Raw genomic sequence first — 8,141 nt, forward strand, 5'->3', positions numbered from 1 at the left:
ATGAGCGCGCCGGCAACATGGTCCTGGCTGGTTGCCGGTTACGCGCTGCTGCTGCTGGTCTTCGCCTGGGGTTTCGACCGGATGGCGCGGCACACCTCCGAGCGGGCCGCACAGTGGCGGACCGGGAAGTTCGTGTACCACGAAGATCACGACGCCTGGAAATGCCCGGAGGACCAGTGGCTCTGGCCGACCTCCTACGACTCGGAGAGCCGGGTCATGCGGTATCGCGCCACCCCGTCGATCTGCAACGTCTGCCCGGTCAAGGACACCTGCACGACGTCGATGCACGGCCGGGAGATCACCCGGGCGGTGGACCCGTGGCCACACTCCGAGACCGGCCGGTTCCACCGCGGGATCGCCTGTGCGGTGGCGGGTTTCGGGGTGATCATGCCGCTGGCCGGACTGGTCAGCAACCACGGCGCCGGTGACCTGCTGGTGCTGTTCGGCGCGGTCGCGGTGGTGATCGCCGGCGGCATCCCACTGGCCCGGCACCTGTGGAAGAGCCCCGGGAACGCCCCGGACGACAGCCCCGAGCACGCTCGACAGCTGCACCTCAAGGCGGAGTTGGAGGCCAAGGCCGCCGCAGTCATCGACAAGTACTCCACCCAGTGGGGCAGTTTCACCGACAAGTCCGCCAAGACCGAGCAGAAGGACGCCGTCAAGTGAACGAAGGGCTGATCACTGTCCTGGTGCTGGTCGTCATCGTGGTGGCGGTGCTGGGGTACTTCTCGATCAACGTGCTGCCGGAGTACGAGCGCGGGGTGGTGTTCCGGCTCGGGCACGCCCGCCCGCTCTATCAGCCCGGGCTGCGTTGGCTGATCCCGCTGGTGGACAAGATGATGCGGGTCGACGAACGGGTCGTGACGCTGACGATCCCGCCGCAGGAGGTCATCACCCGCGACAACGTGCCCGCCCGGGTCAACGCGGTGGTGATGTTCCAGGTGGTCGACCCGCTGAAAGCGATTCTGGCGGTGGAGAACTACGCGATCGCCACCTCCCAGATCGCCCAGACCACGCTGCGTTCGCTGCTGGGCCGCGCCGACCTGGACACCCTGCTCGCCCACCGCGACGACCTCAACGCCGACCTGCGCACGATCATCGAGAAGCAGACCGAGCCGTGGGGCGTGCAGGTCCGGGTAGTCGAGATCAAGGACGTGGAGATCCCTGAGTCGATGCAGCGGGCCATGGCGCGGGAGGCCGAGGCCGAACGCGAGCGCCGCGCCAAGGTCATCAACGCCCGCGGCGAACTGCAGGCCTCCGAGGAGCTGACCCAGGCCGCCGAGACGCTGTCGCGCAACCCGGCGTCACTGCAACTGCGCTATCTGCAAACGCTTTTGGAGCTCGGCGCCGACCAGAACTCGACCGTGGTGTTCCCGCTGCCGGTGGACATCATCACCCCGTTCCTCAGCGGCGCCGCCAACGCGCTGAAGGCTGCCGGCGGCGACGCAAAGTAGTCCCGGCCGCCGCCTGAGGACTTCCTCCCCTGGGAAGATCCCGCCGATCGAACTACCCTGGGCGATACCGGGTGTCGACCGCGCCCGGCAGTCCCCCCAGGAGTCGTCATGTCCGACATCCACTCCACCCCCGCGGTCGTCGTCGGCATCGACGGGTCGCCGGCGGCCCGCAGCGCAGCGGTCTGGGCGGCGCGTGAGGCCGCCGGCCGCAACCTGCCGCTGCGCCTGGTCCACGTCATTCATGCGTCCGGCGATTCCGGCGATCCGGTGGACTCGATCGGCACCGCCCGCGACGCACTGGCCGACGCCCGGCACGCGGTCGAGGCGGCGATTCCGCGGCGTGCCGCGGTGAAGATCGAGGCCGAGACGCTGCGCGGCAACCCGCTGGCCACGCTGATCGACCTGTCCCGGTCGGCGGCGATGGTGTCGGTGGGGTCGATCGGGGTCACCCACTCCTGCCACCGGGCCGGGTCCACCGCCGCCGCGCTCGCCGGTTCGGCGCGCTGCCCGGTGGCCGTGATCCGCGGCGGCGGCGCCGCGACGCGCCCCGGGCGAATAGTTGCCGAAGTCGACGCGTCACCGGACAATGGTGCGGTGCTGGACTGGGCGATGGCCGAAGCGGAGTTGCGGGGCGTCGGGCTGCAGGTGCTGGCATCCAGCACCGGGTTGCAGCATCGCATCGACCATGCGCGGCAACGTCATCCCCGCGTGCCGGTGGACGTGGTCACCGACGTCGACGACGTGGCGCAGTATCTCGCGGACTGCCTGGCCGCCGAACCGGATTCGGTGCAGCTGTTCGTCTCCGGCACCCGTGATCGGCGCAGTCTGGGCTGGGCCGGCCAGACCGGCGGCTGCTCGGTGCTGACCGTCGGCGGGGCGCAGTGGTGAGCGGGGGCCGGGTCACGGTCTTCCTGGTCGACGACCACGAGGTGGTGCGGCGCGGTCTGATCGATCTGCTCGGCGCCGATCCGGGACTCGATGTCGTCGGTGAGGCCGGATCGGTCGCCGAGGCGCTGGCCCGCATCCCCGCGCTGCGCCCGGACGTCGCGGTGCTCGACGTCCGCCTGCCCGACGGCAACGGCATCGAACTCTGCCGGGACCTGCTGTCGCGCATGCCGGAACTGCGCTGCCTGATCCTGACGTCGTTCACCTCCGACGAGGCGATGCTCGATGCGATCCTGGCCGGCGCCAGCGGCTACATCGTCAAGGACATCAAGGGCATGGAACTGGCGCGGGCGGTCAAGGACGTCGGCGCCGGTCGTTCGCTGCTGGACAACCGGGCCGCGGCGGCGCTGATGGCCAAGCTGCGCGGCGCCGCCGACAAACCCGATCCGCTGTCGGGGCTCTCCGATCAGGAGCGCACCCTGCTGAGCCTGCTCGCCGAGGGACTGACCAACAAGCAGATAGCCGACCGGATGTTCCTGGCGGAGAAGACCGTCAAGAACTACGTGTCCCGGCTGCTGGCCAAGCTCGGCATGGAGCGGCGCACCCAGGCCGCGGTGTTCGCCACCAGACTCGAGCGTTCGGCGCTCCGCGGTGACTCCTAGCGAGAAGTCGATGGCGGCGAACAAACACGTCGATGACACCGGCGCCGAGGATGACGGCAACCCGTTGCGCGACACCCTGTCCCAGTTGCGGCTGCGGGAACTGCTGGTGGGTGTGCAGGACCGGGTCGAGCAGATCGTGGAAGGCCGTGACCGGCTGGACGGGCTGCTGGCGGCGATGCTGGTCGTCACCTCCGGCCTGGAACTCGACGCGACGCTGCGGTCGATCGTGCAGACCGCCACCAGCCTGGTCGACGCGCAGTACGGTGCGCTGGAGGTGCACGACTCCGACCGCCGGATGCTGGAGTTCGTCTACGAGGGCATCGACGATGAGACGTTCGCCCGGATGGGCCGACTGCCGGAGGGCCGCGGCGTGGTGGGGTTGCTGATCGACGACCCGAAACCGTTGCGGCTGGACAACATCGCGCGACATCCGGCGTCGGTGGGTTTTCCTGCGAACCATCCGCCGATGCGCACGTTCCTCGGTGTGCCGGTCGGGGTGCGCGACGAGGTGTTCGGCAACCTCTACCTCACCGAGAAGGCCGGCGGTCAGCCGTTCAGCGAGGACGACGAAGTGCTGGTGCAGGCACTGGCCGCCGCCGCCGGGATCGCCATCGCCAACGCCCGGCTGTACGCGCAGGCCAAGGCGCGGCAGTCCTGGATCGAGGCGACCCGCGACATCGCCACCGAACTGCTGTCGGGCACCGACCCGACGACGGTGTTCCGGCTGATCGCCGAGGAGGCCAGCAAGCTCACCGGGGCCGAATCCGCGCTGGTCGCCATCCCGATCGACGACGATCTGCTCGCCGAGGCCGACACCACGGAGTCCGAGGTTCACGAACTGCTGGTGGTGGAGACCGTCGGCGAGGCGATGGCCCCGGTCGCCGGGGAGACCATTCCGGTGGCCGGCACCGCGATCGGGGCGGCGTTCGCGTCGCGTACCCCGAGGCAGGTGGACCGGTTGCAGCTGACCGGCGTCCGCAGCGGCCCGGCGCTGATCCTGCCGCTGCGCGCCGCGGACGCGGTGGCCGGCGTCGTCGTGGTGCTGCGGCCCGGCCCGGCGATCCCGTTCAGCATCGAGCAGCTCGACATGATGGCGGCGTTCGCCGATCAGGCGGCACTGGCCTGGCAGCTGGCCAGTTCGCAGCGCCGGATGCACGAACTCGACGTGGTCACCGACCGCGACCGGATCGCCCGCGATCTGCACGACCACGTCATCCAGCGGCTGTTCGCGGTCGGGCTGTCGCTGCAGGGCACGATCCCCCGGGCCCGCTCGGCCACCGTGCAGCACCGGTTGAGCGACGCCGTCGACGACCTGCAGGGGATCATCGAGGAGATCCGCACCACGATCTTCGACCTGCACGGCACCTCCTCGGGGGTGACCCGGCTGCGACAGCGGCTGGATCACGCCGTCGCGCAGTTCGCCGGGTCCGGGCTGCACACCACCGTGCAGTTCGTCGGGCCGCTGTCGGTGGTCGAGGCCGCCCTGGCCGATCACGCCGAGGCGGTGGTCTCCGAGGCGGTGAGCAACGCCGTCCGGCATTCCGGGGCGAGCACGCTGACGGTGCAGATCAAGGTCGAAGATGAGTTGTGCATCGAGGTGGCCGACAACGGGTGCGGCATGCCCGACGTCGTCACCCGCAGCGGCCTGGCCAACCTGCGCCAGCGGGCCGACGAGACCGGCGGCACCTTCGCCGTCGAATCCGCGCCGGGCGGCGGCACCACGCTGCGCTGGTGCGCGCCGCTGGTGGCGCAGTAGGCCGGTCAGCCGGCGGCGAGGTGGCGGTCCTCGATCACCGTCACCGCGCAGCGTGACCGGCCCGCCAGCCGCCGGCCTATCGAGTGCGCCCCGACCACCAGCAGTTCGGCGTCGTGAGACAGCGTCACCAGGGTCGCCACCGGGTCGGTCCCCGCGATCTTCGTGATCACCTTCGCCGGCCCGCCGCCCCGGCAGCTGGCGTCGACCACCGCGAGGGTGTCGTCGACCATCCGGTGCGCCCGGCGTGCGGTCTGCAGCCGCGGTCGGACGTAGACGACGGTCAGCGGCAGGTTGCGCTGTTCGGCGTCGCGCGCCGCGCACCGCAGCGCCAACACCCAGTCCGCCGACCCGTCGACGGCCACCACCAGTCCGAACCGCCCGTTAGACATAGACCTCACCGACCTCTCCACCGGGGCACTCGGCGCCCGGCTCGGCTTCGACCGCCCAGTCGACGGTGTCGTCGAGGGAGCGCCGGGGGGTGGCCGGCAGCGGGTCGGCGTTGATCGGCGCCCAGCCCACCCGCAGCAGCATCTGCGGGTAGCCGCTGGTGCCGAAGACGTCGCCGCGGACCACCGCCCGGGTCTCGGCGATCTCCAGCGGTTCGGTGATCGGGCAGCTGGCCAGCCCCAGCGCCGTCGCGGTCAGCAGCACCACGCTGGTGGCCTCCCCGGCGCGCAGCTGTGCCAGCCGGTCGTCGTCCTCGGTGCCCAGGGCCAGCATCGCCGCGTGGTCGGCACCCGGGGCGGCACCGGCCGGCTGCGCCAGAGCGGGGCCGGCGAAGATGCGTCCCGTGATCGGCGAATCCGCCTGCGGCGCCGGGACACTGCCCGCCGGGACGCCGGCGACCGAGCCGTGCCGTCCGCTCCAGGTCGTCAGCTCACTCAGGTACTCGTAGTCGGCGAGGTGCTCGGAGACGGCGCGGTTAACTACCGCGCTGAGCCGGTCGAGTGCATTGATCTGGCGGAGCATCACCCCGGCTCGGGCGGCGCGGGCGCCCATCAGCGCGATGTCGGCGGTCGACACCGGCCAGTCGCTGTAGCAGCGGCGGTCGGTGCGCCGCCGCGGGATCGCCGCGGCCAGCGCGACGTCGACCTGCTCCGGTGCCTGGTCGGTGTTGGACGCCGACAGTTCGATCGACGCCAGGAGGTTGCGATCGGTCGGGTCGGGCAGTCGGTGCACCCGGAACTGCCGGCCCAGCGCGGCCAGCGCCACGGTGCAATGATGCAGTGCCGCACCGCAACTCAGCAGCAGGCCGCGGCCGTCCGGGTCGACGCTGGGCAGCTGCAGGTCGGGGACGGCGAACAGTTCCAGCGTCCGCCCGCGCACCCGCCAGTGCCACGGCTGGGAGTTGTGCACCGACGGGGCCCGGGTGGCGAGTTGCAGTGCGGTCCGGATCGACGTCGCGATCGGGTCGCCGGGGGGTGCTGGTTGTCCGCTCACAGTTCCGGCCCCCTTTCCCTCGGTCGCCGGCTCCGGTGAGCCGCGTCTCCACCGTCTCGCAGCCCACTCAGGCACGGCCAGAGCAGGAAGACCCCGGCCGGAGGGGACTTTCGGACGATGGCGCTCGAACTGCGGATTCGCACCGTTCTACCCCGGGATTCGGGACTTCTGGCCCTGCCGCTCGGACCGCTGAGCGGAGCATGATAACAGCCGGGCGCAGGCAGGAGGTCCGATCGTGGAGCAGTTGACGACACTGGACGCAGGGTTCCTCGAGGCCGAAGATTCCGATCGCCACATCAGTCTGGCGATCGGTGGTCTGGTCATTCTGGAGGGACCGCCGCCGGATTACGGCTCGCTGCTGGCGACGCTGAGCGCACGGATCAGCGAGTGCCGACGGTTCGTCCAGAAGCTCCAACTGCACCCGTTGGACCTCGTGCCGCCCCGCTGGGTGGACGACCCCGACTTCGACATCGCCCACCATGTGCGGCGCGTCGCGCTGCCCTCCCCCGGCGATGACGCGGAACTGCACCGGTTCGTCGCCGATCACATGGCCCGCCGGCTGGACCGGGATCGCCCGCTGTGGCACATCTGGGTGATCGAGGGGCTAACCGATGGCCGGTGGGCGCTGCTGATCAAAGTGCACCACTGCGTCGGCGACGGGATCGCGGCGTCGCAGTTGTTCACCGGGCTGTGCGACGACAGCGGCGTCGGCAGCTTCGCCGGCCACATCCACGGCTCGCACGACGCCGACTCGACCGGGTTCCACCTCTCCCTGCCGAGCATCAGCGCGAACCCGATCCGCTGGATGACCGACCTGTGGAACGTCTCCACCGCCGTCGGCAGCGCCGCGATGCGGGCCGCCCGCGGCACCTGGGAGCTGTCGGCGGGGCTGCTGCACCAGGGTGCGGTGACATCACTGAACGGCCCGATGAGCGCGATGCGCCGGTTCAGCGCGGCGAAGGTGTCGATGGACGACGTGAAGCGGATCTGCGCCGCGTTCGACGTCACCCTCAACGATGTCGCGCTCGCGGCGCTGACCGAGGGCTACCGCGGCATGCTGACCCGCCGCGGGGAACGCCCGGAAGCCGAGTCGATGCGGACCCTGGTGCCGGTGTCGATGCGCACCGAGGACGCCTTCGGCGCGACCGACAACCGGGTGTCGGTGATGCTGCCGTATCTGCCGGTCGAGGAGGAGAACCCGGTGGTGCGGCTGCGGCTGGTGCATTCGCGGCTGACCCGCACCAAGAGCACCGGGCAACGCCAGGCCGGCAGCGCGTTCGTCAACGCCGCCAACTACCTGCCGTTCCCGCTGACCGCGTGGGCGGTGCGGTTGCTGACGCATCTGCCGCAGCACGGCGTCACCACGATCACCACGAATGTGCCGGGCCCGTCGGGGATCCTGCACATCATGGGTCACCGGGTGCTCGACGTGCTGCCGGTGCCGCCGATCGCACTGCAGCTGCGCACCGGGGTGGCGATGCTCAGCTACGCCGACAGCCTGTTCTTCGGCATCCTCGCCGACTTCGACACGATGCCCGACGTCGACGAGTTCGCCCACGATGTGGAGGCTGCGGTCGCCCGGCTGGTCGCCAGCAGCAAGCGGCGCAAGGGCGCCCGGCAGCACCGGGGGTTGACGCTGGTCGCCAGCGGGTAGTTGGGCGGCGGCGCGGCGGCGCCCCTGAGCTTCGTTACGATTTCCCGCATGGGCGACACCCTGAAGGTCACCGTCGCTGGCCTCCGCGCGTTGTCGCAGTCCTGCACCGATCAGGCAGAACAACTCGTAGCGTCCCCGGCAGCGCCTGTTGCAGCGGGACCGTGGCAGACCAGCGGGACAACGGCGAACACCCTCAGCGCACGCGGCGGCAAGGTGACGGCGACGATGAACGGACGGCTGACCGCCAACGCCACCAAGTTCTCCCAGGCGGCGAACGGCTACGAGGCCGC

At 70.7% G+C, this 8,141-nt stretch carries 9 protein-coding genes; 7 read left to right on the forward strand and 2 right to left on the reverse strand.

The features are described 5' to 3' along the window. The 5 genes from KIH27_RS14805 to KIH27_RS14825 all read left to right on the forward strand — a co-directional run bounded on the left by KIH27_RS14805 (position 1) and on the right by KIH27_RS14825 (position 4,757). On the forward strand, positions 1 to 666 hold the full coding sequence (locus KIH27_RS14805) for a hypothetical protein (protein ID WP_214093726.1): 666 nt from the start codon (positions 1 to 3) through the stop codon (positions 664 to 666). A gap of 11 nt (positions 667 to 677) precedes the next feature. Continuing rightward, positions 678 to 1,454, forward strand: coding sequence for a slipin family protein (locus KIH27_RS14810; protein WP_372451391.1), 777 nt, complete (start codon positions 678 to 680; stop codon positions 1,452 to 1,454). A 108-nt stretch (positions 1,455 to 1,562) separates the two neighbouring features. Further along, on the forward strand, positions 1,563 to 2,342 hold the full coding sequence (locus tag KIH27_RS14815) for a universal stress protein (protein ID WP_214093728.1): 780 nt from the start codon (positions 1,563 to 1,565) through the stop codon (positions 2,340 to 2,342). Further along, positions 2,339 to 3,001, forward strand: coding sequence for a hypoxia response regulator transcription factor DosR/DevR (gene dosR / locus KIH27_RS14820; protein WP_214093729.1), 663 nt, complete (start codon positions 2,339 to 2,341; stop codon positions 2,999 to 3,001). Before KIH27_RS14815 ends, dosR begins: the two co-directional genes overlap by 4 nt. Before the next feature lie 10 nt (positions 3,002 to 3,011). Next, positions 3,012 to 4,757: a GAF domain-containing sensor histidine kinase gene (locus KIH27_RS14825; RefSeq protein ID WP_214093730.1), complete on the forward strand. Its 1,746-nt coding sequence runs from the start codon at positions 3,012 to 3,014 to the stop codon at positions 4,755 to 4,757. A 5-nt stretch (positions 4,758 to 4,762) separates the two neighbouring features. Here the strand turns inward: KIH27_RS14825 and KIH27_RS14830 are convergent, their stop codons facing one another. Continuing rightward, positions 4,763 to 5,146, reverse strand: coding sequence for a universal stress protein (locus tag KIH27_RS14830; protein ID WP_214093731.1), 384 nt, complete (start codon positions 5,144 to 5,146; stop codon positions 4,763 to 4,765). Then, positions 5,139 to 6,197, reverse strand: a complete 1,059-nt coding sequence (locus KIH27_RS14835) for an Acg family FMN-binding oxidoreductase (protein ID WP_214093732.1) — start codon at positions 6,195 to 6,197, stop codon at positions 5,139 to 5,141. The genes KIH27_RS14830 and KIH27_RS14835 overlap by 8 nt, the downstream gene beginning before the upstream one ends. A 235-nt stretch (positions 6,198 to 6,432) precedes the next feature. Between KIH27_RS14835 and KIH27_RS14840 the strand changes: the two genes are divergently transcribed. Next, positions 6,433 to 7,851 (forward strand): WS/DGAT/MGAT family O-acyltransferase, encoded by a 1,419-nt coding sequence (locus tag KIH27_RS14840; protein WP_214093733.1) that lies wholly within the window; start codon positions 6,433 to 6,435, stop codon positions 7,849 to 7,851. Between the two features lie 48 nt (positions 7,852 to 7,899). Continuing rightward, positions 7,900 to 8,141, forward strand: a 242-nt coding sequence (locus KIH27_RS14845) for a hypothetical protein (protein ID WP_214093734.1), incomplete at its 3' end; no start/stop codon positions are given.

This window comes from Mycolicibacter acidiphilus (genome assembly GCF_018455725.1).
GTDB lineage: Bacteria > Actinomycetota > Actinomycetes > Mycobacteriales > Mycobacteriaceae > Mycobacterium > Mycobacterium acidiphilum.